Origin of the sequence: Lactobacillus sp. A27 (assembly GCF_016742815.1) — a bacterium.
GTDB classification, from domain to species: domain Bacteria; phylum Bacillota; class Bacilli; order Lactobacillales; family Lactobacillaceae; genus Lactobacillus; species Lactobacillus gallinarum.
Genome location: NZ_JAEHNT010000006.1, coordinates 25,756 through 47,228 on the forward strand (window position 1 = coordinate 25,756; position 21,473 = coordinate 47,228).

Below are 21,473 nucleotides of genomic sequence, written 5' to 3' on the forward strand. Positions count from 1 at the left end.
TCAATGCAAGGGGGGAAGAACAATGACTTTTGTCAAAGAAATAAAAGCAGGTAGTCGTGAATTTTGCCAAAATTGGCTGCGGTATCTGCTACTTTTTATGGGATTAAGTTTATTTAATCAATTTATTGTTATTCCATTTTTTCGCTATATTACAACCTTTGTTTTGCAGGCTAGTGCTATTCCGTTCGTATCTTATCAAAATGTAGTGACGATCATTACGACGCATACGGTTGCCTTTTTAATTTTGATAATTGAGTTGCTGCTTTTATTAGTAATCTTGTATGCGCAATTAGCTTATTTACTTCATGGCGTTTGGGATATTAAGCATCAAGTTTTTACGTGGAAAAATAGTTTTATTCAAACTTGGCAAAATATCAAAAAAATTCGTTTGGGCACGCTTTTTATTTTGATGCTCTATTTTTTATTGGTAGTACCGTTAGCCAATGTCATCTTTAGAACACCACTTTTAAGCAAAGTGCAGATTTCAGAATTTATCTTGGATTATCTGACGAGAACGCCAATCTTGTTAGCCGTTTTGATTGCGTTTTATTTAGCCGCTTTGATCCTTGGTGCAAGGCTAGTATTTGCTTTACCCATCATCGTTTTTGACCACTTAAAGTCAGCGCAAGCAGTAAAAAGAAGTTGGCGATTAACGGCGCACTACCGTTGGCGGACGATTTGCTGGAGGATTATTGTTTTAGCCGTTTTATCTGCAGCAGTCATGATAATTTTCTATTTAGCAATGTATTGCCTGCAGCTATTAGTTGATTTATTACCTGGGAAATGTCCGTTAATTGTAGCCATTATCAATCTTTCGCTTGTTCAAATTATTAGTGAAGTAGCGTTAGTCTATGTTAGTGTACTGGACTTATCTATTATTTTGAAAGCTTTAAGGCAAGAAAAGATAAGTCAAACAGGTAAAACTAAAAAGATAATTCTAAGTACATTAGTTGTGTTTGTACTAGTAATGATTAATGCAATATCCACCAATTATTTATATTTGACTAGTGTAAATGCTAAAGCGCCAGTAATTATTTCTCATCGCGGCGTTGATGATAAAAATGGCGTACAAAACACGTTACAGTCATTAAGAAAAACGGCTAAAGAAAAGCCGGACTACGTTGAAATTGATGTTCATGAAACTAAGGATAAAAAATTTATCGTAATTCATGATGAGAATTTATTGAAGCTAACGGGAGTTAATAAAGCCCCGAATGATTTAACTTTACGGCAATTAGAAAAGTTAACTGCCAAAGAAGACGGCTATCATGCTAAGTTAGTTAGCTTTGATCAATATCTTGAGGAAGCCAAAAGACTGCATCAAAAATTGCTAATTGAAATTAAAACGACGGCTAAAGATTCGAAGAAAATGCTGCAGCGCTTTAATCAAAAATATGGCAAAACGATTCTCAAAAATACGTATCAAGTACAATCACTCGACTATCGCGTGGTTGAAGGACTGCACTTAATTAATCCACGTTTGGTTGTCTTTTACATTCAACCTTATAATTTTACTTATCCGCAAAGTGTTGCTAGTGGATATTCAATGGAATATTCTACCTTGAATTCAGACTTTATTTGGCAAGCCCATTTGCAGGATCGTCCTGTTTATGCCTGGACAGTTAATGACGAAAAATTAATGAAGAAGATGATGTATCAACAAGTTGATGGCTTAATTACTGATCGAGTTGATTTAGCTAAAAAGGCAATTAAAAGTTTCCAAAAGGATGCTAGTTATGCTACGCGAATCTTAAATTATATTGTTGTCCTGCATCTGCCGAAAAATTTTGAATCTGCATGAAGACTTGATCTGAAGGGCTGGACATGGTAAACTATACTAGATTTTCGAAAATCTGAAAGGAAGTATAGCATATGCGTAAAGGTGAAAATTACAACACTGGTTGTGAACCAAACCAAAGACCTAAGAACAAGAGAAACGCAAAGAAGCGTGTTGCTCACGTAGCAGCAGTTGTTGCTTTCTTGAACAAGGCCGCAAAAGACGAAAACAAGTAATTTCGTTTTTTAAAATTAAGAAACAGAGGAGGGCTACTAAGAGATCGTTAGATTTGTTAGTAGCCTTTTTTCATGCAATGGGAATTTTGAGAAGGGTAGGTTATGAATAAAAAATATATTAGACTAGTATATTTTGCACTGCTGGCAGCACTGCTTTTTCCAATTATTACATTTTGGCTAGCGGATTCTTTCCAAATTAACGTGATTAACGGTTTGTTAATGATTTTTGTATTAGCAATCTTCGTTGGCCTATTTTCAGCTAGATACTTAGTTAGTTGGCTGATTATTATTTTGACTACAGTTGCAGTTGCTTTTTTGCTGCTGGGGTATGTGGTAATGGCAAGTACTGAAAAGACATTCTTGATTATTGCCTTTCCGGTTGAAGCAATTTTATTAAGTGTGGTGCGACACCATATTTTGGACTGGAGTATTGTCTTTGGTCGTGAAAGCGATGCTAAGCGTTTGATAGGCCACTATGATTTAAACGTGAAGCTGCAGACTTATTACAATGCAAGTAAACTTTATGAAGATTATCTGAGAAAGATGAAACGTTACCCTGACATGAATATTTGGGTTAATGCGGAATTGATCAGTTGGGCACATCACCAACAAGTCGAAGAGCACCATCCACAATATCATGCCAAGTTATTACGTGAGATTGCCAAGATTTTAAAGGAGACACGCCTAAGATGCGAGTTTATCTATTACACTGGCGATGGTAAATTCTTGATCCTTTCACCTAGAGTTACAGATGAGATGTATAAGGAATTAGATGAGCAAGCTTACATTGCTTTGCAAAAATTGGATACCGGAATTCCGTTGATGCTTAAGGTAGCAACTCAGAAAGTAAACTTGCAAAACTGTGAAAAGTTTTCTGATCTGGACAAGCTCTTTAAGCATTTGGAACGAGGCCTAGAAACAGATATCATTGTGGAATATTTGAAGGCTGATCAAAATGACTAATTGGTTTTACTTTTTGGCAGTTGGCATTACGTTGATTTTTAGCATCTGTTTTTTCATCATTTTCTTTTGTACATTAAAAATTTTAAGTAATGTGAACCAGACTTTGATTAAATCGAAGAGGAAGAATGACAATGAGTGATGTAATGCAGATAATTACGTTGATTTCGATTTGGCTATCGCTGCTCATGTCGATGGTTACTCTAAGTGGGGCAATTGCATTTTGGCTAAAGCACAGCAAGGTTTTAGTTAAAATCACACCGCTTCCTCGTTATCCTAAAGTGACGATCGTTGTCCCAGCCCATAACGAAGAATTGGTAATTAAAAATACGGCGACAGCAATTTTGAATCTTAATTATCCTAAGGATAAATTAGAAGTCTTATTTTACGCGGATAACTGTGAGGACCATACTGCTGATGTTCTAGACAGTGTTTTAGCAGAAGAAAGGTTTAAAAATCGTAACGCTAAAGTAATTAGACGAACCGGTACCGGTGGTAAGGCCGGAGTTTTAAACGATGCCTTGAAAATTGCTCACGGTGAATACCTAGGCGTTTATGATGCAGATGCCATGCCTGAAAGCAATGCGCTGTACTTTTTAGTTCGAAAAGTGTTGGAAAATCCTAAGCGTTATATGGCGGCTTTTGGTAGAAATAAAACGCGTAACGCTAAGCAGAACTTTTTAACTAGATGTATCAACCAAGAGATCGTTGTAACGCAGCGAATTCAACACTGCGGTATTTGGCAATTGTTCAAAATTGGCCGAATTCCAGGTACTAATTTCATTATTAATAAAGAATATGTAGAATCAATCGGTGGCTGGCGTAATGGTGCCTTGACCGAAGATACCGATATTTCCTTTAAGATTATGGGCTCAGGCAAATTGATTGCACTGGCTTATAACTCTGAAGCTTTCCAGCAAGAACCAGAAAGATTGAAGGACTATTACTTCCAGCGTTTGCGCTGGGCTAAAGGCAACTACGAAGTGGTCATCAACAACTTCAAGCACTTGTTTGATCGAAGCAATTGGCGCGTAAAACTAGAAGCGTTTTATTACTCATGTACTTTCTTCTGGTTTAATGCCGCAATTATTTTGTCTGACATTATTTTCTTAGCCAATGTGATTGCAATGATCGTCCACATTTGGCAGCCAGGAGTGCAATTGCCATTCACAATTACTTCAAGCAACATCTTGCTGGCACAGATTTTGTTGCTTAATTGGCTACTGATGATTTTGCTTTATATTTTGCAAATTTATGCGGCCATGTGTACGCAGTTTGGCCAGGCAACTACTGGGCAAATTTGGCTAGCCTTGGCCTCATATTTCTCATATTCGCAATTGTTTATCGTAGTTTCCGTTCATGCAGTATGTTCAGTTACGGCCGATAGATTGTTCCACCGTGATAGTACTAAGTGGGTTAAGACGAAGAGATTTGCCGATTAAGGAAGAAAAATGAAGAGACTAAATCATAATCATCATTTATCCCTGTATTTTATAGTTATTATCGCTATTTTTTCAGGGATTATGGCATATGTACGATTGCAAAACGGTAGCCAATTGCGCCACAATTTTTATAGACAATGGCACGAAGATTACGTTGTTAAAGTTAATAAACAAGAGAGTTTTATTGATACGACGCCAAAAACAAAAACCAGAACCGCGCTATCTGAAGGGCAAGGCTACGGCATGTATATTGCTGTTTTGTCTGCTAAAAGAAAGTGGAGCAAGAAAGAATATTTTGATCAACTGAATAATTTTTATCTCAAGCACCGCGAAACGATTAATAAAGACAAGACAGCATTAATGTCTTGGCGTGCCGTTGAAAATAATGGTCACTGGACGATTAATAAAAATAGTGCCACAGACGGTGACTTATTTATTGCCCAGGCATTATTACTAGCCAGCAAGCAGTGGCATGATGATAAGTATCAAAAAGAAGCGCATGCCATTTTGCAAGATATTTTGCGCTATGAGTACAATCCTGATACTGAAACGCTGACTGTCGGAGACTGGGCTGATTCGAAGTCCAAGTACTACAATTTAATGCGGACTTCTGATGTGATGCCGGAATTCTTCGACAACTTTTATCAAGAAACAGATGATAAGCGCTGGCTCGTGATCAAAAATACGATGCTTAAGCGACTTAACCAGCTCAGTCATCAAAATAAAACTGGCTTAGTGCCTGATTTTGCTTGGGTAAGCAAAAATGACGCCAAACCGGTTAAGCCCAAGACTATTTCAACAGAAAATGATGGCTACTATTCTGCTAATGCTTGTCGTGTTCCGATGATGTTGGCGGGATGCAATGATCGCTCAGCACAGAACACTTTAAAGAGGATGCTTAAATTCTTTAGTAAGCAAAACACCATAACAGCAGGCTATACTCTAAAAGGCAAGCCATTAAACAAGTACCAGTCTGCCAGCTTCAGTGCACCGATTTTCGATGCCGTATCGTTCAATCGAAATGAAGGCTATGACGATTTGTTCATGTCTCAGCAGTATATTTTTACGCGTCATTTACCGCGAAATAATTATTATGATGCCGCATTGACGACAATGGCTGCTTTAGATGCTGATAAGCTATAAAAAAATCCCACAAAAGTGGGACTTTTTTTATTTTTGTTTTTATTTATTCACTTGTTCTTGCATCCCGGCAAATGCTCGTCGCAAAGCTAGGATACCGACCATTATGGCAGCTATATTTGCATCTTATTTTGATTTTTGATAACATAGTAAAAATTTTTAAACATTTTTAGCAATAAATTTTTAAGAGGAGGACAAAAAATGGGATTAAATGCATACATTCAAGGTTTTAACAGTTTAGAGTCAATCGATCGTGCACCAGGTTACTTCAAGTACCACCACCACTCAGTAGCTGATCACTGCTTCAGAACAGCTGAACTCGCACAAATGATGGGTGATATCGAAGAAGTTCACGGCAATAAGAAGATCAATTGGAAGGCCCTTTACGAAAAGAGTTTGAATCACGATTATACTGAACGTTTCATCGGTGATATTAAGACACCGGTTAAATACGCTACTCCTCAACTTAGAAAGATGATTGGTGACGTTGAAGAAACAATGACCACCAAGTTCATTAAGGATGAGATTCCAGAAGAATTTCAAGAAATTTATACTAAACGTCTCTCAGAAGGCAAAGATGATACTTTAGAGGGTAAAATTTTATCAATCTGTGATAAATTAGATTTGTTATATGAAGCTTATGGAGAAATCGAATTAGGTAATCCGAACCCGGTTTATATGCAAATGTTCAAGGAAAGTCTTGAAACGATCAAGAAGTTCGACGATTTAGTTTGCGTACAATACTTTATTAAGAAAATTTTGCCAGATCTTTTTAAAGGTGATTTCGCGGGAAAGGATAAGATGCAACGAATAGCTTTTAGCATTCTATTGTTAGGGGATGATTAGGTGAAATTTCAATGTAGTTCATGCGGGCTACGCATGGACTCTTTGCATTTTAAGCAAGAGGGGTTAATGAATCCTAAGTTGACCAGTATTTGCGACATTTGTATCACGCGCAACCTGAATCCGGAAGATTACGCAAATGATGCGGTCGCAACTTTTGCTCAAAGCTTGCTTTACACGTTTGTCGGTGCAAAGAAACAAGATCAATCAGGTTTTATTGTGAAAAATAAAAAGGACCGTAAAAAATACGAGGCCTTTTTACAAGATTATGATGGCAATGAAATCGCCCGCCAACAGATTAAAAGGTCTGATTTGAATTTGGCGGTAATTAAAAGCGAAGATGGCAAGCTTAATTATGTGCCTAACCAAGGCGTAACTTTTGAGCAAAATTTAAAGGGAATGGATTTGGAGATCAATTTCCAGTTAAACGAAGTTGATTTTATTGATCGTGAACGCATTCGGGCCAAGTATAAATACCGCTGCCAATATTGCGGCAGACGTGGCCGCAGCGTAGATCATAAGGATCCTGTTTCTCTTAGTCACAACAACAGCTTAGATAATTTAACTTTAGCTTGTGCGGAATGCAACCGAATTAAGTCGGATATGCCTTATAAGTTGTTTATTCAACTTAATGATCAAATTTCTGAGATCAATAAAAAGCTAGTTAAGTATGAAGATGCGCTGGGTACTTTGAGAGAAGAATTTGAGCATCGTCGGCGCTATTTAGCGGCTCAAGTACACCTTAAGGGTGTGATCAATGATCCTGAGCTAAATGCGATTAGAAAGCAAAATAAGAGCTTACAGGATGCCATTGATAGTTTACAAAGTGATTATGATGATTTGCGTCAAACGCGCAAGATGTATTTTGATACGGGCTGGAAATTAGCTCGCATTAAGGAAAATAAGGATATTATTTAAAACGTAAAAAAGCGCTATTTTTTGTAAACTCAATTTAAAATAGAAAATGAGTTTTAAAAAGATCATCCCCATATAGGAATGATCTTTTTAATTTTGATCTATCTAATTCGATCTTCTGGATCAAATAAATATTTGTCCCATTTAACTTCATTTTGGACAGTAGGGTGGAAGAGCAAGAATGCTAGCAACAGTTGACCAACGTAAGGAATTACGCCCAGCCACCACCAACCACCGTTAAAGCCTGCGTCGTGCAGACGACGAACAGTGTGACCTAATTGTGCTAAAAAGGCCCAAATAGCTGCTGCAATAAAGAAAATAATAAAAATGATGAAGATTACACCGATTACCTTGGCATCGCCAGAATCAAATTCAGTAACGCTGAAAGGAGCTAAAAGCATGAAAGCAAGTAGGTAACAAGCAAGTACGCCGATTGTCATGATAACTTGGCTAATTGCAGTACCTACCCAGAATGAGGTTCTAGTAGATCTAGCATCCCACTTGAAGCAGTCAAAGAAGTGTTCCTTCAAGATTTGACCAATAGTTGGTATAGGAACATTACTTTTTGCGCCGTCCTCAGGATAATCTTGATCGCTGAACAAGTACTTGCCCCATTTAACCTTGTGTTGGACAGATGGTTGAAGTACTAAGTAAAACATAAACATTGTGCCATAACCAGTGAAGGTAGCCCAGTACCAGTAGCCGCTGTAGCCAACGTCATGCAAACGACGGATCATTTGACCAAGACCAGCTAGAAATACCCAGACATAGATAGCAATCGCAACCACAGCGTCGATTACTCTGATACCCGGATTAAGGCCTTCATTGAAAGCATAGAAGCCAACTACAATAGCTAAAATGGCAATAATGAAGTTGGTTAAGACGCTCCACCAGTAGGACTTACGAGTGGTTCTTGCGCTCCAATCGAAGGGATGCAAGTAGGTTTCGTTTAAAATTTGACCAAAACTTTCTGCGGGTGGTTTTGGTAAATCTTCATCATACGATTTGACGAAGTAATACACTCTTTCATTCATAAATATTCCTCCAATTAATTTTTTATTAATTATAAACTAAAAAAGCAGAGAAGTAATCAAACTTCTCTGCTTTTAAAATTTTAAAAGTCCATTTTTCTGAAGTTACTCAGGAACTTTTGTGTTTTTTCGTTCTTTGGATGATCAAAGATTTGATCAGGTGAACCTTGTTCAGTAATGATACCGTCACTGATGAACAATACACGGTCTGAAATGCTCTTGGCAAAGCCCATTTCGTGGGTAACGATCACCATCGTCAAACCGGTTGTAGCAAGCTTTTGCATAACGTCTAGTACTTCGCCAACCATTTCTGGGTCAAGGGCACTAGTTGGTTCGTCGAACAATAAAACTTCTGGATTCATTGAAATCGCACGGGCAATAGCAACACGCTGTTGTTGACCACCAGATAATTGTTGTGGTTTAGCCTTGATAAATGGATCCATACCAACCTTTTTAAGGTTCTCCATAGCAATCTTACGTGCTTCGTCTTTTGAACGCTTGAGGACCAATTCTTGGCCGATCATGCAGTTTTCCAAAACATTCTTGTTTTCGAATAAGTCGAATTGCTGGAATACCATGCCGACCTTGGATCTAAAGGTATTACGGTTGTAACCAGGTGCCAAAATGTTTTCACCGTGGAAATCGATCTCGCCACCAGTAGGTTCTTCGAGCAAGTTGATGCAGCGAAGGGTAGTAGACTTACCACCACCGGAAGGACCAATGATGGTCACGATCTCGCCTTTGTTGATATCGAAAGAAATGTCCTTCAATACCTTGTGAGCCCCATAGGACTTTTGCATATGCTTTAAACTTAAAATTACTTCGTTTGATTCAGTCATTAATTGTTTGCCTCCGCATCTTTTGGAGTACCAACTTGAACTTGGTTAGCCATCAAGTTGTAGTTCTTTTTACCTTCAAGTTTCTTTTCAATAAAGTTGAAGATTCTGGTAATAGTAAATGTCAAAATTAAGTAGATTGCTGAAATCATTAAGTAAGTTGGGAAGAACTTGAATGATTGACTGGCAATAGTAGTACCAACGAAGAACAATTCAGAAACTGAGATGATACTCAATACTGAAGTATCCTTGATGTTAACGATAAATTCGTTGGTGATTGATGGTAAACAGTTTCTAATAGCTTGAGGCAAGATGATGTGCCACATTCTTTGGTTGTGAGTCATACCAAGTGCACTAGCTGCTTCAAATTGTCCTTCTGGAGTAGAAATAATACCACCACGGATAACTTCGGCAAGGTAGGCACCAGTATTGATTGAAACAATGATTAAAGCGGCAATAGTTCTGTTTAAGTTTAAGTGCCAGAATTGAGCAATACCGTAGTAAATTACAGCGGCCTGAACCATCATTGGAGTACCACGGAAAATTTCAACGTAAACTGATAATAACCATTTTACGAAGTTTAAAGCCCAACGCTTACCGCGAGTAGTTGGGGTAGGGATGGTACGAACGATACCTACAAGCAAACCGATAAAGAAACCAACAATAGTACCAACTAAGGCTAAAAGTAAAGTCATACCAATACCGGACATGATCATGCCACCGTATTGCTTCCAGGTAGTTACTAACCAGTTTTCCTTCTTAGTTTCGTTACCAGCCTTAGGTTGTTCCTTAACGGCTTGTGACATCAATTGATCACGCTTTTTGTTAGAAATAGTTCTTAAAGTAGCGTTAACTTCGTTAAGTAATTTAGTGTTGCCCTTTTTAACACCAATACTAGTTACGGAATCATCATGATCAACGTGGAAACCAGCCATCTTGTTCAAGTTAACGGCAATGATGTTAGGGTTAACGCTGTGGTAACTTTCGAATTCGATGTCTTCTGCAACATAACCATCGATGGTACCAGAAGCTAAACTTTGACGCATGGCTGAGAAGTCACGCATAGCTGGTTCACGCTTAGCACCCTTTAATTGCTTGATTAAATCGTAGTGCAAAGTACCTTGTTGAGCAGTTAACTTAGCACCCTTAAAATCAGATAATTTCTTAGCATTTGAGTATTTACTTGCTTTATTGGTAATAACAACGAAAGTACTCTTTCTGTATGGCTCTGAAAAGTTGATAGCCTTACGTCTTTCAGCAGTAGGACTCATACCAGCGATGATTAAATCAATTTTGCCGGAAGTTAAAGCAGGTAATAAACCATCCCATTGAGTCTTTTCAACCACAACTTTTTTGTGAAGTCTCTTACCAATAATTTTGGCGATTTGAACGTCATAACCATTTGCATAAGAATTTGAGCCATCAATTGGCACAGCACCGTTTGTCTTCTTAGGTTGAGTCCAATTGTATGGTGGATAGTTAGCTTCCATACCTATTTTTAATACGCTGGAATCTTTTTTAGCAGCTTGAGTCTCTCGGCTGTTAAAGCTGAATCCAATAAATAAACCGATCAGGATTGTTAGTAATGCTGCAATCCATCTAAATCTTGACTTCAATGAAAAACCCTCCAATGTTTTCAACATAAAGCCAATACAATAAAGCGTAAATAAAAACCTCGGTGCTTCATCAGCAACGAGGTCATAATCATCAGTATTAAAACCAAATCTTATAGCGCTCCCTGGGGACTAACCAGGACAGTCTATAGAATATTGTTCTATAGCCCAACAGATCAACACGCGAATGTTAAATCCATTTCGGCGGCAGCCCTAAGATAACCTTCATTGTCTTCGCGGACTCTGAATTATCTTGTGGTTGTCGCAACCTCTATTGCATTGGAAAATTATTTAACTATGGAAAGATAATAAAAGAAAAATTAAAATATGTCAAGTCCATCCATTATCTTTAGCATAATTTCTCTTTTTCATATCTGAAACGTAAGGATTTCCAGCTACGTAATAACGTAGTTTTTTATTAGCCCAAATAGGATCAGATTGATTAATACCCACGCGTTTATCTGCAATAATCTCTTGGGCAGGTTTTCTGTGTTTGTCTTCAAGATCAATTATAAATGGAGAATCAGAAAGAAAATGCAAATTCCAATTCTTGTCGTGTATTCCAAAAGCCTGCATCATTTTGGCTGGGCCATTAGTAAGCAAAACGCCGCTTTTGCCGTTTCTGTTTTTAATCATAGTATCAATTCCCCAAACAGGTTCAATTGCTCTGATAAGAATCCCTTGTGGTTCATTTTCTTCTTGACAGGCAACATCAAAAAAGAAATATTGTCTTTGTGCGTAGATATAAATGGTGCCGCCGCGGCGGTAAAGTCCTTCGTTAGCGGGACTGCGATGACCGCCATAAGAGTGGGCTGCACGATCATCTTTGCCCATGTACGCTTCAGCCTCGACAATATAGCCACCTAATTTTTCTTTTCCCTCATTATAAATAAGAGGTCGTCCAATTAAATCGTGTGTAATTTCATCAGTTGGACGATTAGTAAAGTAATTTGTGTAGTTCATTTAACGCCTTTCTGGTTTAAATTTTTTAATCTTAGTTATAGACTAATCTAAAAGAGAGGATTCTTTCAAATGAGTGAAATAAAATTAGTAAGAATTTATGATCATGAGCAACCTGCTGGCTATAGAATATTAGTTGATCGTATGTGGCCACGAGGAATAAGCAAAGTTAAAGCGGCCCTGGATGAATGGGATAAGCAGATTGGACCGACAAATGATTTAAGAAAATGGTTTAATCATGAGGATGAGAAGTTCCCGGAATTTGAACAAAAGTATATTACAGAATTAGATGCCAATGATTTTATGCCTGAGTTTATCAAAACTGTACAAGAGAAATTGAAAATAGGTGATGTACTCTTTCTTTATGGGGCTAAAAATAGGGAACATAATCAAGCGGTTGTTTTGAAGAAATATGTAGAAAAGAAATTGAAGTAAATAAAGAAGCTTATCATAACAGATAAGCTTTTTTATTTTAAATATGCTTATGTCCATGACGTTTAACACGCCAGAAGTGGAAAAGAATAGTCAAAGTTAAAATAGTAAAAACAATGATGGCGAAAACCATGTTTGGTAATTCAAAACGAAGAGGTGGAAGTGCTAAAAGTAATTTTAAGGCGATAATCCCAATTAATAGATAAGCCATTGGCTGTAATTCAGGGATGATATCCATTAATTTAATAATTATTTCGGCAACCCCTCTCATGCAGAGAATACCGATCATTCCACCGATTAAAACTACGACAGGATTACTTGAGACAGCTAATGCCGCCAGAACTGAGTCGATAGAAAATACGATATCCATGGATTCAATTGAGATAACCGTTCGCCAGAATAAAGACAAAACGTGTTTCTTCTTTTTCTTTCCTTTATGGTGAGCGGCCTCACGCTCTTCCTTTTCTTTTTCACGTTCAGCGGCTTGTTTAGGGTGACGCTGATCATAGAAAAACTTAAAAGCTAGGTAGAATAAATAAATACTACCAGCTAATTTAATTTCCCAAAAATGAATTAAATATGTTCCAATTCCGATAACAATAAAGCGGAAAAGGTAGGCACCCCATAAACCATATAATAATGATTTTTCCTTTTCTGCTTTTGTAGGCAACACTTGCGTTTGTGCTGCTAAAACTACGGCATTGTCAACGGAAAGCAAACATTCCATTAAAATCAGGGTTAGGATAATCATCCAATCTTTACCACTGGTTAAAACATGAGTCCAGTTGCCTAGGTCAAAAAATGGGGCATACATTTTAAAGATTGCCATGCATATGACTCTTTTCTAAATCAATTAACCTAACTTTTTCTTTTTGTCCTAGACGATAAGTTCCCACTTGATTATTGGAGAGAATAACTCTGTGGTCTGGAATAAAAATCAAAACAGGATTTAACGCTACCGCATGTGCTACTGCGCGTGCAGAAGTAGCGTTAGGTAATGATGTTGCAATATCACCGTAACTGGCTGTAAAACCATATGGAAGATTTTGCACAACTTGTAATGTTTTTCTTTGGAATTCAGTGCCAAATTCAGAAATATCAATCGGAACATCAAACTTTTTTCTTGTTCCAGCGAAATATTCTTTTAATTGTTCAATATATGGAGCTAATTTTTTAGGATCATGTACAAGCATTCGGTGAGGATAAAAGCTAAAAATGGGAGAAACGCTTTTGTCACCTTTGAGCCCTACGTAAGTCAAACCAAATCTGGAAGCTGTTAAAAAGTAAGTCCATGGTTTGATCGTCACATAATCATAATAAAAAACCTCTACCATGTTTTCACCACCTACATAAATTTTCACTTTGAAAATATTAAATGTTATATTAATTCAATATTTTAAATACATCAAGAGCGTCACCAATAATTTGTTTAATTCCTGATGCAGGAATCTTAGTTTTGTTAATGGAAAAAATCTTTGCTTTCTCATTGCGATAGGCCAAAAGTTGAGCAAATGGATAAACTACAAAACTTGTCCCACAAATAATAACTAAATCAGATTTTTGCATAATTTCAACGGATTTAGTTAAAGTTTCAGGCTTAATTGATTCACCATATAGTACTATGTCTGGTCGAATAATGCCACCGCAATTTTGATGGATGTAATTTTGAGAATATTTTTCGTAAGAAATTGAATGGTGACATTTAGTACAATATATATTATATAGATTTCCATGAAACTCTGTCACGTGTTTATTTCCGGCTTTCGTATCCAAACAATCAATATTTTGGGTAATAAGATCACCTTTTTGATTGCAAATTTGAGCGATTTTTTGGTGGATTAGGTTGGGTTTAGCGTCTGGGAAATACATATTATTCATTACAAATTGGTAGAAAAATCCTGGACGGTTGTAAAGAGTGCTTTCACTAAGAATATTTTCCGGACTTTCTTGCACGCCGTTATAAATCCCATTTTTTGAACGATAATCAGGAATGCCTGAATGAGTTGAGACACCTGCGCCGGTTAAAAAAACGATGTGGTTTGCTTTATCAATTTCTTGTTGCAATTCTATTAAATCAGATTTTTTCATAGTTTATGCCTCTGTTCTATAATCTGTTTGTTTAATTATGAATCCTGTCTTTGTTATAATTAAAAGAAATAAATTTTTTGAGGGGATTTTTATGGCTTATATGTCTTATTTTTACATTGTAGTTAATATATTGATGCTAGCTTATGCTTGCTACAGTTGGTATTGGCAAGCTAAAGTAGAATTTCGTGGACACTATCGTATCTCCTCAATCGTTTGGGCAATTATTTTTATTTGGTTAGGTTTTACCTGGAACTACATTGAAAAAGGTGATCCAGGTTTAAACGTATTTTTAGCCTTATTCTTGTTAATTAGCATAGTTGATGGTTTTTCAGGTTTTAGTCCTAAAAAAATGGTGGTTTCAGGTTACTTTAAGCGAACGGTTAAGTACGATGAAATCTCTAGTGTCACATTAATTAATGTCCCTAATCCTAAAAAGCCATTAGTAATGGCCATTTTTAGAACTAACAATAATAAGGCATATATGATGCGGTTTCGAATTCAAGTTAACGAAGTTATTGCCGCATTGCAAAAATATATAGGTAAAAATATTCCCGTTGAAATCCAATCATAAGATTGGGGAAAGCATCCGTGAAAAACTTTGCAAGGTTCGTAATATACGACCTTGCTTTTTTATTTCCTCGTGAGTAAGCAAGTGAGACTTTTTCATATCTGCTTCAAAAACTTCGATCATTTTTTTAGTAAATTTTTTATCATAGAAAATGGCATTGTCTTCAAAGTTAAGATCATATGAACGATAATCTTGATTCATCGAACCAACGGTAGAAAAATAATCATCGATGATAGTAGTCTTGGCATGTAAGAAGCCGTCTTCATAAATATAAATTTTTACGCCGCAGCGTGTAAGCTCATTGGCATACCATTGAGAAGCCCGGTAAATAAAAGGGTGATCGGGCTTGCACGGGATCATGATTCTCACATCGACACCAGACATAGCGATAGTTTGCCATGTGGCAAAGACGGCATCGTCAGGAATTAAGTAAGGTGTTTGAATCCATAATCTTTTTCTCGCTAGCTGCATTAAGCGCATCATACCGTTACGCATATAGGGAATATAACGGTCAGGGCCATCAGAAATGATCTGTGTAGCAACATCTCCGCGATGGATCTTTTTTTCATCAAGATCAGGGAAAAGCGTATCGTTAAAGCGAATAATTTGTTCAGGACGTTTGATTGAAGCGTTCCAGTCCATCACGAATCGCTCTTGCAATAACAAAGAAGCAGAGCCGACGATGCGCACCTGACTATCACGCCAATGACCAAATTTCTTTTTCCTTCCTAAGTATTGATCACCGATATTGAAGCCACCAGTCCAGGAAATACGCCCATCGATTACAACAATCTTACGGTGCAAATGATAGTTAATTCGATATCTAGTGATCATATTTCTGGAAGTAATAAAAGGCAAAACCTCTCCGCCGGCTTTGCGTAATTGATCAAACCAGGCCTTGGTTGCACCCATTGATCCCCAGGCATCATAGATAACTCGTACTTTTACACCTTGTTTAGCCTTTTGGATTAAAAGTTGTAAAACACGGTTACCAATATTGTCGCTATAAAAAGTATAAAACTCTACATTGATAGTTTTCTTTGCTCGAACTATGTCTTTGAGCAAATCATGAAAGAAGGTTTCACCCTCAGTATAGAGTTCCACGTTGTTGTTTTTGGTGAGAGGAGATTCATTATTGCGGTTAAAAAAATGAATCGCGATTTCGCCTAATTTAGAAGTGTCAGAGGGGCTGACTTCTTTGGGTGCTTTAGCAATTGATTTTTGAACGTTGCGTAAGCCAATGTGGTGTTGCTTATTAATTGAAAAAATATTTTCCTGGGAAATACCCCGGCCGAAAAATGCATAAAGAGTAAGACCAACTACTGGAAAAATAAGCAAAATAATTAACCAGGCCCAAGTTGTAGAAACTGATCGCCTTCGGTGGAAAACGATGTAAAAAGCAAGGAGTGTGTTAGTAATAAAGATAATTCTGATAAAATCATGCCACCAGACCATGTTCTTCCTCCCAAATACAGTCTATTTTTTTAAATTGAGAAATTTATCAACAATATCAATAACGAATGGATTATCATGCATCCAACTATGTTCTGCATCATTTTTGCCGCGAACTTCTACTTCTTGGTAGAAATGTGCTTTAGGAGCCAAAATGTAGCGGATGCTTTTAGCTGAAACTACAGAAATAAATTTATCAGTGTTAGTGTTATCAAGAACATTGCCGTAGATATTTAGCACTGAAATATTTGAATTGAATTTTCGGCGATTAAAAAGCAAATATAAATAATGAGGATTCATGACACTAGGACGGCCATTCTCATTAAGAATATTTACGTTAGGGATATCGCCTAGATAAGTAACACCGTCAAAGGGGCCGGCAATTAACGCACATTTAATTAAATGAGGGAAAGTTTTACTAGAGGCATGCTTCATTTCCGTTCTAATGATGCAAGGACAGGCTAAAGAGTGAGCTACAGCAATATAATTTTTGAAGTGATATTTTTTAGAAAGAAAGGGTAAAACAAAGCTAAGATAATAATCAATGCCGTAAATTCCCACAATTCTTTGACGAAAGGCAACCTGTACAATAGGATGCTCATCGCCGGACCAAGTACCTTCTAATTTGAAGTTGCCTAATAAATCAACCGTAACCTTTAAAAATTTATCGGTTCCCTTATCATGCATTGCTTGATGAACCATTACATTAGTAGTGTAATCTCCACCGCGAAAGCCATGGAAGTAAATAATAGGAACTTGCTTTACTGAACTTTCTTGAATTACTGCCTTGTTTTCGATGTGTCGTTTGCGTAACTTGAGAAAGATACGTGTAGGGGCAAAGGAAGCAAGCAGACCTAATGAGATCATGTTAAACATGCTGGGTTCTTGTTTTAGATCATATTTATGGTTCTTTTCAGCTTCTTCGGCATATTTTTTGGAGTTAAAGAACATTTTTGCCACCTTCTTACATAATTCCCTATAATGAATAATAATTATATTTTAACATTGGGTAGAGATTTTTTGTTTTTGAGGTGAATCATGAAGTTTTATGCTGTAAAAAATGGTCGTGTACCAGGCGTCTACCGCACGTGGGATGATGCAAAAAAGCAGGTAGATGGTTTTTCCGGAGCAGAGTATAAGTCATTTGAAAATATTACTGATGCGACTGACTATCTAGGTTTAAACAATGGGACTCAGGGAGATATTTTGCAAAAGGGTGAAGATACCTTGCAAAATGCCATTGCCAAGATTAAACAAGAAAGTAATAGAGTAAAAAATAAGCCACAAGCTAAAAAAGTAACGGCGCATTCAACCGTAGAGTTTTTTGCAGTGACTTATACTGATGGCGGTACTCGTAATACAGGCGTATATAAGGGCGGCCATGTTAAGAAAACTGATAAAGCAGCGTGGGCTTATTTGATTGAATGGGATGATCAAGAAGTTCATGATTCAGGCGGTGAATATGGTGCAACTAACAATAAGATGGAACAGACTGCTTTGATTAATGCTTTGAAAAAACTAATTGAGCTTGGCTTTAATGAAAAGCATTTATTGTTTGTGCTAGATTCTAAGTATGTTTTAAATGCAATTAATCAGCACTGGTTAGCCGGTTGGAAGAAACGCGGTTGGAAGCGTTCTGGCGGACCTTTAAAAAATGTGGCAGAATGGCAAGAACTTGATCGTTTGCTTAAGCATTTCCCAGATAGTACATTTGAATGGACTAAAGGCCACGCCAATAATCGAGGCAATGAATTTGTGGATCATGAATTAAATCGCTATATGGACAATAAAATGTAAAAAGCATAAAAAAATACCTGATTTCAAAAAATCAGGTATTTTTGTTTACTTAAACAAACCACTGAAGAAATTGACAATGCTATCCCAAATTTGTTGGAAAAGATTGCGGTTTTCAGGAGTGTTGAATTTATTGAAGATGTTCTTAGCACCATTTTCAATTTGGTTAGAAAGCTTAGCAGCTTGGCCTTTAAAATCTCCATTCTTTAAAGCACCAGAATCACGAATTTCAATTAACAAATTAATAATTTGATTCTTTTGATTGTTGTTAATGGTGTTGCCTAAGTGATTAATATTAATTTGATTATTCACAATATCACGAATTTGGCTGTCAGAAATATTTTGTCCTTGTTTAGCCATTTCTGATTTGGCGCCAGCAACCGCATTGTTCAATTGAGCATCAGAATAACCTTTTTTGCCCTTGTTGTCTTGGGTAATGCCACTCAAAGTATTCATTTCATCTTGAGCTGCATTAACTTGTTTTTGATTTAAAGCATTACCGTTTTTAGCATATGAGGCATAAACACCGGCTAAAGCACCAGAACCATCAATCGGAATAGCACTGGTTACATAAATATTAGCATCAGTAATTCCTGCGGTTAAAGCTGCATTTTTGTATTGGTTAGCGGTAATAGTTGTGATATTGTTTTTACCGTTATAGTCTAAAATTTTAACGTTGATTCCAGAGCCACTATTTGTTTTTTGAATCATTGCACTGGACCAAACACCAGATGAAGTGGTGAAATTATCACCAGATGGGTTTAAATATTTAACTAGGTCTGAACCAGTAACTGTAATGGTTTGATAATTGCCGCCATTTAATGGAGCAGTTAAGGTTTTCAGAGTACCTTGTTTTTGTGATTCGGTTAAAGATGTTCCCAGAGTGACCACTGGGGTGTCGTCGTCAGCGAGTACTGTCTGTTTTTTGCCAAAAGAAAGTATCGCGACAACGCTAAGCAAAATTGCCGTAATTAATGTAAGTGATTTTTTCATGATTAATCTTCTTCCTCTTCATCGAAAATATATTCTGTTTAATACGCCTCATTATACTAGAAATTTTTAAAAATTTAATAGGAGCATATTCTAAAACTTTCTTAATTTCGAACTGATTCTTAAAGATGATATAATAAGTAGCAATAAAGGGGGACATTATGTTACAAGTGCCAAAGTTAACTATTATTATGCCGGTTTATAATACGGCACAATACTTGCCACGTGCTTTCGATGCTTTGCTTAAGCAAGTTAATAAAGCATTTAAGCTAATTGTGGTTGATGATGGCTCAACTGACAATTCGGTTGAGGTAGCGCAAAGCTATGCCTCCCGTTTTCCATATTTCAAATTAATTCAAAAGGAAAATGGAGGGCCTTCTGACGCACGTAATGTTGGTATAAAATATATCGACACGCCATATGTCACCTTTCATGATGGCGATGATTGGGTAGATCCAGGCTATACTGCATTCTTTATTAATGCCTTTGAAGAACATCCAAATGTAAATCTTGTATCATGCGGTTATTGGATTGATTACCCTGATAAAAAAGAACGTGTTGTTGGCCACCCAGAAGGTGGATTTTTAACACGTGGTGAAACTTACCTTAAATTAACTAATGTATTTGGTTCACCAATGAAGGGATATAGCTGGAACAAAGCTTATAAAACAGCGATTATCAATAAATATCACTTAAGATTTGATCGTGATATCTCTTTATTAGAGGATCAGATTTTTAACGTTAAATATACTTCAGTAGCTAGAGGTGTGTACTATACTCAAAAGCCGTATTATCATTATTGGCAAAGAAAAGGCAGTATTATTCACCAACCTAACTTTAAGAAGGTAGCGGATAATTTTCGCGGTAATTATCGTGTATGGCACAAGATCATTAAAACTATTATGAAAGATCGTGAAGAAGAAAAGATGCGTAAAAAGCTAGATCGTTCAGCTTTGCGTGATAGTGACGCTCAATAAGAGAGGTTTTTATGAAAGAAAAAGTTAATGGCATCGAATTTTATTATCATAAACTAGGCAAAGGGGCACCTTTGCTTCTTTTACATGGTCACCATCTAGATGGGGGCATGTTTGATAAAATCGTTGCCCCACTTTCTCTTTATTACACGGTTTATGTACTCGATATGCGTGGTCATGGATTAAGTGAAGGTGATATTGCGGAACACTATCATACTGAAGTGGAAGACGTTTATGCCTTTATTAAGCAAGTAGGCATCGAAGGATGTTACTGCTTCGGTTTTGATGCAGGTGGATTAGTTGCGATGATGCTAGCTAGAAAATATCCAACAATTTTTAAGAAAATGATTGTTGCTGGGGTATTTGTTAATGGTGCCGGCATTCGTCCATACCACTACTTAACTGAAGGGTTTCACCGCTTTTTGAAGCTTGATCGTGATAGTCGTGTCGAATTAACCGAGTCCTTTATCTCTGTTGATGATTTGAAGAAAATCACGATACCAACACTTTGTGTAGTTGGAGAAAGAGATTGGGTTAAGGTGGAACACGTTCGCTGGTATAGTCAATTTATGCCCAATGCGAGATTAGTTATTATGCCACGTCAAACACACGATAGCTATGCAGTGCGTAGCCTTAAGCTATTAGATTTGATTAAAGAATTTTGTAAATAATTAAAAAGGAGAAAAATTATGGTTAAAGTTGTAGTACTTGGTGCTCACGGACAAGTAGCCCAAATTGCTGAAAGATTTTTGTTTGCAGATAAAGAAGTTCAACCTTCATTATTTTTACGTAATGCTAAGCGTATGGAAGATAAAAAGAATCAAGCTACAATCTTTGAAGGCAGCGCAACTGATGCCGCACAACTTGAAAAAGCTATGAAGGGCCAAGACATTGTTTACGCTAACTTAGGCGGCAAAGATGATATTGATCTTGAAGCAGAAGCCGTTATTGAAGCAATGAAGAATGCCCGCGTTAAGAGATTGATTTGGATTTCTACTTTGGGCATTTATGATGAAGTTCCAGGCAAGTTTGGTGAATGGAACAAGGAAACTTTAGGTGACTACATTACTGAATATGCCAAGGCTGCTAAGAGAATTGAAGAATCTGGCTTAGACTACACCATTATTCGTCCAACTTGGATGGACAATAAAGATGAAGTAGATTATGAAAAGTCTAAGAAGGGTGAACCAATCAAGGATACTGAAGTATCACGTAAGTCAGTTGCCGCATATGTTTATCATTTGATCAAGAATCCTAAAGAAGACGTTGGCGAATCAATTGGCTTAGGTAAGCCAGGTACTGAAGGAGATAAGCCTAGCTGGTATTAAAAATGTGGATCATTTTAATGAAAAACGCCCGAAAATCCCCGTATTTTAATGCGGGGATGGATAGGGCCAAGCTGACCTAGCAGTCAGCTTTTTT

Annotated in this window: 23 protein-coding genes and 1 riboswitch; of the genes, 13 read left to right on the plus strand and 10 right to left on the minus strand. The window is 37.0% G+C overall.

Annotated elements, in window-relative coordinates; translation table 11 throughout:
* The first annotated feature begins 22 nt into the window (after positions 1-22).
* From JEM49_RS01010 to JEM49_RS01040, 7 genes are all read left to right on the plus strand, one after another.
* Entirely contained in the window at positions 23-1,801 is a 1,779-nt protein-coding gene (locus JEM49_RS01010; RefSeq protein ID WP_201873250.1) for a glycerophosphoryl diester phosphodiesterase membrane domain-containing protein, read from the plus strand.
* Between the two features lie 71 nt (positions 1,802-1,872).
* Positions 1,873-2,013 (plus strand): hypothetical protein, encoded by a 141-nt coding sequence (locus JEM49_RS01015; RefSeq protein ID WP_003548644.1) that lies wholly within the window; start codon positions 1,873-1,875, stop codon positions 2,011-2,013.
* 102 nt (positions 2,014-2,115) lie between these two features.
* A complete protein-coding gene (locus JEM49_RS01020) occupies positions 2,116-2,976 on the plus strand; it encodes a hypothetical protein (protein ID WP_201873252.1) in 861 nt (286 codons plus the stop codon).
* Between the two features lie 131 nt (positions 2,977-3,107).
* Positions 3,108-4,415: a glycosyltransferase family 2 protein gene (locus JEM49_RS01025; RefSeq protein ID WP_201873260.1), complete on the plus strand. Its 1,308-nt coding sequence runs from the start codon at positions 3,108-3,110 to the stop codon at positions 4,413-4,415.
* Positions 4,416-4,424: 9 nt separating this feature from the next.
* Positions 4,425-5,558 (plus strand): glycosyl hydrolase family 8, encoded by a 1,134-nt coding sequence (locus JEM49_RS01030; RefSeq protein WP_201873261.1) that lies wholly within the window; start codon positions 4,425-4,427, stop codon positions 5,556-5,558.
* Positions 5,559-5,756: 198 nt separating this feature from the next.
* A complete protein-coding gene (locus JEM49_RS01035; protein WP_013436958.1) occupies positions 5,757-6,401 on the plus strand; it encodes a YfbR-like 5'-deoxynucleotidase in 645 nt (214 codons plus the stop codon).
* Positions 6,402-7,316 carry an HNH endonuclease gene (locus JEM49_RS01040; protein ID WP_201873262.1) on the plus strand — a complete coding sequence of 305 codons (915 nt, stop codon included), beginning with the start codon at positions 6,402-6,404 and terminating at the stop codon, positions 7,314-7,316.
* Between the two features lie 98 nt (positions 7,317-7,414).
* On the opposite strand, the gene JEM49_RS01045 is transcribed toward JEM49_RS01040, so the two are convergent.
* The 4 genes from JEM49_RS01045 to JEM49_RS01060 form a co-directional block, all read right to left on the minus strand.
* Positions 7,415-8,347 carry a DUF805 domain-containing protein gene (locus tag JEM49_RS01045; RefSeq protein ID WP_201873265.1) on the minus strand — a complete coding sequence of 311 codons (933 nt, stop codon included), beginning with the start codon at positions 8,345-8,347 and terminating at the stop codon, positions 7,415-7,417.
* A gap of 80 nt (positions 8,348-8,427) precedes the next feature.
* Positions 8,428-9,183 carry an amino acid ABC transporter ATP-binding protein gene (locus tag JEM49_RS01050; RefSeq protein ID WP_013436961.1) on the minus strand — a complete coding sequence of 252 codons (756 nt, stop codon included), beginning with the start codon at positions 9,181-9,183 and terminating at the stop codon, positions 8,428-8,430.
* On the minus strand, positions 9,183-10,796 hold the full coding sequence (locus JEM49_RS01055; protein ID WP_201873267.1) for an ABC transporter substrate-binding protein/permease: 1,614 nt from the start codon (positions 10,794-10,796) through the stop codon (positions 9,183-9,185). The genes JEM49_RS01050 and JEM49_RS01055 overlap by 1 nt, the downstream gene beginning before the upstream one ends.
* A gap of 105 nt (positions 10,797-10,901) precedes the next feature.
* Positions 10,902-11,075: riboswitch (Lysine riboswitch) on the minus strand.
* Positions 11,076-11,123: 48 nt separating this feature from the next.
* Positions 11,124-11,756, minus strand: coding sequence for a DNA-3-methyladenine glycosylase (locus JEM49_RS01060; RefSeq protein WP_201873269.1), 633 nt, complete (start codon positions 11,754-11,756; stop codon positions 11,124-11,126).
* A gap of 69 nt (positions 11,757-11,825) precedes the next feature.
* Between JEM49_RS01060 and JEM49_RS01065 the strand changes: the two genes are divergently transcribed.
* Positions 11,826-12,188 (plus strand): DUF488 domain-containing protein, encoded by a 363-nt coding sequence (locus JEM49_RS01065; protein ID WP_087176621.1) that lies wholly within the window; start codon positions 11,826-11,828, stop codon positions 12,186-12,188.
* A gap of 37 nt (positions 12,189-12,225) precedes the next feature.
* On the opposite strand, the gene JEM49_RS01070 is transcribed toward JEM49_RS01065, so the two are convergent.
* From JEM49_RS01070 to JEM49_RS01080, 3 genes are read right to left on the minus strand one after another with little or no spacing between them, the layout of a single operon-like run.
* A complete protein-coding gene (locus JEM49_RS01070; RefSeq protein ID WP_087176620.1) occupies positions 12,226-13,014 on the minus strand; it encodes a TerC family protein in 789 nt (262 codons plus the stop codon).
* The gene (locus tag JEM49_RS01075; protein ID WP_191451194.1) at positions 13,001-13,519 is read right to left on the minus strand and encodes a methylated-DNA--[protein]-cysteine S-methyltransferase; all 519 of its coding nucleotides are present in this window, start codon (positions 13,517-13,519) and stop codon (positions 13,001-13,003) included. The genes JEM49_RS01070 and JEM49_RS01075 overlap by 14 nt, the downstream gene beginning before the upstream one ends.
* A 49-nt stretch (positions 13,520-13,568) precedes the next feature.
* Positions 13,569-14,273, minus strand: coding sequence for an NAD-dependent protein deacylase (locus JEM49_RS01080; protein ID WP_191451193.1), 705 nt, complete (start codon positions 14,271-14,273; stop codon positions 13,569-13,571).
* Positions 14,274-14,364: 91 nt separating this feature from the next.
* On the opposite strand from JEM49_RS01080, the gene JEM49_RS01085 reads away from it, so the two are divergent.
* Positions 14,365-14,844 carry a hypothetical protein gene (locus JEM49_RS01085; protein ID WP_025005605.1) on the plus strand — a complete coding sequence of 160 codons (480 nt, stop codon included), beginning with the start codon at positions 14,365-14,367 and terminating at the stop codon, positions 14,842-14,844.
* On the opposite strand, the gene cls is transcribed toward JEM49_RS01085, so the two are convergent.
* The gene (gene cls, locus JEM49_RS01090; RefSeq protein ID WP_201873271.1) at positions 14,839-16,296 is read right to left on the minus strand and encodes a cardiolipin synthase; all 1,458 of its coding nucleotides are present in this window, start codon (positions 16,294-16,296) and stop codon (positions 14,839-14,841) included. The two genes, JEM49_RS01085 and cls, sit on opposite strands and share 6 nt — an antisense overlap.
* A gap of 21 nt (positions 16,297-16,317) precedes the next feature.
* The gene (locus JEM49_RS01095) at positions 16,318-17,244 is read right to left on the minus strand and encodes an alpha/beta hydrolase (protein ID WP_025005603.1); all 927 of its coding nucleotides are present in this window, start codon (positions 17,242-17,244) and stop codon (positions 16,318-16,320) included.
* An 87-nt stretch (positions 17,245-17,331) separates the two neighbouring features.
* On the opposite strand from JEM49_RS01095, the gene JEM49_RS01100 reads away from it, so the two are divergent.
* The gene (locus JEM49_RS01100) at positions 17,332-18,090 is read left to right on the plus strand and encodes a ribonuclease H family protein (protein WP_087176616.1); all 759 of its coding nucleotides are present in this window, start codon (positions 17,332-17,334) and stop codon (positions 18,088-18,090) included.
* Positions 18,091-18,135: 45 nt separating this feature from the next.
* On the opposite strand, the gene JEM49_RS01105 is transcribed toward JEM49_RS01100, so the two are convergent.
* Positions 18,136-19,080 carry a DUF1002 domain-containing protein gene (locus tag JEM49_RS01105; RefSeq protein WP_201873273.1) on the minus strand — a complete coding sequence of 315 codons (945 nt, stop codon included), beginning with the start codon at positions 19,078-19,080 and terminating at the stop codon, positions 18,136-18,138.
* Between the two features lie 158 nt (positions 19,081-19,238).
* Here JEM49_RS01105 and JEM49_RS01110 point away from each other — a divergent pair, with 158 nt between their 5' ends.
* The 3 genes from JEM49_RS01110 to JEM49_RS01120 are packed head-to-tail and all read left to right on the plus strand — an operon-like array spanning position 19,239 to position 21,379.
* Entirely contained in the window at positions 19,239-20,054 is an 816-nt protein-coding gene (locus tag JEM49_RS01110) for a glycosyltransferase family 2 protein (RefSeq protein WP_191335625.1), read from the plus strand.
* Between the two features lie 11 nt (positions 20,055-20,065).
* The gene (locus JEM49_RS01115) at positions 20,066-20,722 is read left to right on the plus strand and encodes an alpha/beta fold hydrolase (protein ID WP_025005599.1); all 657 of its coding nucleotides are present in this window, start codon (positions 20,066-20,068) and stop codon (positions 20,720-20,722) included.
* An 18-nt stretch (positions 20,723-20,740) separates the two neighbouring features.
* Positions 20,741-21,379, plus strand: a complete 639-nt coding sequence (locus JEM49_RS01120; protein ID WP_087176613.1) for an NAD(P)H-binding protein — start codon at positions 20,741-20,743, stop codon at positions 21,377-21,379.
* Positions 21,380-21,473: the final 94 nt, after the last annotated feature.

What these genes read in the sequence shown, in the direction of transcription:
- JEM49_RS01045 (WP_201873265.1), bottom strand. Translation starts at nt 8,347, where the DNA reads ATGAATGAAAGAGTGTATTACTTCGTCAAATCGTATGATGAAGATTTA.
- JEM49_RS01065 (WP_087176621.1), top strand. Translation starts at nt 11,826, where the DNA reads ATGAGTGAAATAAAATTAGTAAGAATTTATGATCATGAGCAACCTGCT.
- JEM49_RS01010 (WP_201873250.1), top strand. Translation starts at nt 23, where the DNA reads ATGACTTTTGTCAAAGAAATAAAAGCAGGTAGTCGTGAATTTTGCCAA.
- JEM49_RS01105 (WP_201873273.1), bottom strand. Translation starts at nt 19,080, where the DNA reads ATGAAAAAATCACTTACATTAATTACGGCAATTTTGCTTAGCGTTGTC.
- JEM49_RS01075 (WP_191451194.1), bottom strand. Translation starts at nt 13,519, where the DNA reads ATGGTAGAGGTTTTTTATTATGATTATGTGACGATCAAACCATGGACT.
- JEM49_RS01070 (WP_087176620.1), bottom strand. Translation starts at nt 13,014, where the DNA reads ATGGCAATCTTTAAAATGTATGCCCCATTTTTTGACCTAGGCAACTGG.
- cls (WP_201873271.1), bottom strand. Translation starts at nt 16,296, where the DNA reads ATGGTCTGGTGGCATGATTTTATCAGAATTATCTTTATTACTAACACA.
- JEM49_RS01100 (WP_087176616.1), top strand. Translation starts at nt 17,332, where the DNA reads ATGAAGTTTTATGCTGTAAAAAATGGTCGTGTACCAGGCGTCTACCGC.
- JEM49_RS01025 (WP_201873260.1), top strand. Translation starts at nt 3,108, where the DNA reads ATGAGTGATGTAATGCAGATAATTACGTTGATTTCGATTTGGCTATCG.
- JEM49_RS01015 (WP_003548644.1), top strand. Translation starts at nt 1,873, where the DNA reads ATGCGTAAAGGTGAAAATTACAACACTGGTTGTGAACCAAACCAAAGA.
- JEM49_RS01035 (WP_013436958.1), top strand. Translation starts at nt 5,757, where the DNA reads ATGGGATTAAATGCATACATTCAAGGTTTTAACAGTTTAGAGTCAATC.
- JEM49_RS01120 (WP_087176613.1), top strand. Translation starts at nt 20,741, where the DNA reads ATGGTTAAAGTTGTAGTACTTGGTGCTCACGGACAAGTAGCCCAAATT.
- JEM49_RS01020 (WP_201873252.1), top strand. Translation starts at nt 2,116, where the DNA reads ATGAATAAAAAATATATTAGACTAGTATATTTTGCACTGCTGGCAGCA.
- JEM49_RS01060 (WP_201873269.1), bottom strand. Translation starts at nt 11,756, where the DNA reads ATGAACTACACAAATTACTTTACTAATCGTCCAACTGATGAAATTACA.
- JEM49_RS01030 (WP_201873261.1), top strand. Translation starts at nt 4,425, where the DNA reads ATGAAGAGACTAAATCATAATCATCATTTATCCCTGTATTTTATAGTT.
- JEM49_RS01110 (WP_191335625.1), top strand. Translation starts at nt 19,239, where the DNA reads ATGTTACAAGTGCCAAAGTTAACTATTATTATGCCGGTTTATAATACG.
- JEM49_RS01080 (WP_191451193.1), bottom strand. Translation starts at nt 14,273, where the DNA reads ATGAAAAAATCTGATTTAATAGAATTGCAACAAGAAATTGATAAAGCA.
- JEM49_RS01085 (WP_025005605.1), top strand. Translation starts at nt 14,365, where the DNA reads ATGGCTTATATGTCTTATTTTTACATTGTAGTTAATATATTGATGCTA.
- JEM49_RS01050 (WP_013436961.1), bottom strand. Translation starts at nt 9,183, where the DNA reads ATGACTGAATCAAACGAAGTAATTTTAAGTTTAAAGCATATGCAAAAG.
- JEM49_RS01095 (WP_025005603.1), bottom strand. Translation starts at nt 17,244, where the DNA reads ATGTTCTTTAACTCCAAAAAATATGCCGAAGAAGCTGAAAAGAACCAT.
- JEM49_RS01115 (WP_025005599.1), top strand. Translation starts at nt 20,066, where the DNA reads ATGAAAGAAAAAGTTAATGGCATCGAATTTTATTATCATAAACTAGGC.